The sequence below is a fragment of the Bacillus sp. GW821-FHT11D08 genome (assembly GCF_058808515.1).
The window spans coordinates 1-602 of record NZ_JBXARS010000023.1 but is presented as its reverse complement, the minus strand read 5'-3'; the positions used below and the strand labels follow the sequence as shown (position 1 = coordinate 602).

Sequence of the window (602 nt, the reverse complement as noted above, 5' to 3'; positions counted from 1 at the left end):
ATTTCCGCTTGTTCAGGATGCGCCCGGTTTTCTTTCAGCTTGGCAAGAAGCGCCGAGGCTGACTCGTCCGGATCGGCTTGGATGACTTGGCCGTACAGCTTCGGATGTTCAAGGTGAGCCGTTTTCAGGAAAGCGGCCAGCCCCGCCAATACATTGTCTTCCCCCCTGTCGGGGACAAGAAGCTGGATCAGCGTTTTTTTCTTCTGTTTTTCTTTGATAAGACGCGTGACGATCGCTGACAGCTCCGCCGCGCAGGCGTCATAACGGTCTTCAATCGGACCTTCGCCGTCAGCCGCACATACGGCGCCGCTTATGTCCTCAGCGTTCATTCCGCCATACAGCGTCACGTATCTGAAAGACTCTTCTTGTCCGCCGCCTTCACCCGGCGGTGATTCCTGCCACTTTGGCTGAAGCAAGAGCGGTTTTTCCTCCGTTTCCTCTTCCAGAAAACGGGCGGTGAGCCCCGTCAATCGGACACATACCGCGCCGTTTTCATCACACAGCTCAATATGATAGGCGCCGTCCGCTGAGGAAAGCACCGCCCACATCGTCTCCCGGCACGCAGAAAACACCTGCATATCCTGGAGGGCAAACGGCAGAAA

The 602-nt window shown here is 56.3% G+C and carries 1 protein-coding gene; it reads right to left on the bottom strand.

Going from position 1 to position 602, the window contains the following annotated elements; genetic code table 11:
- On the bottom strand, positions 1 to 602 hold a 602-nt coding region (locus AC1RRX_RS19245; protein ID WP_144465028.1), incomplete at both ends, for a hypothetical protein.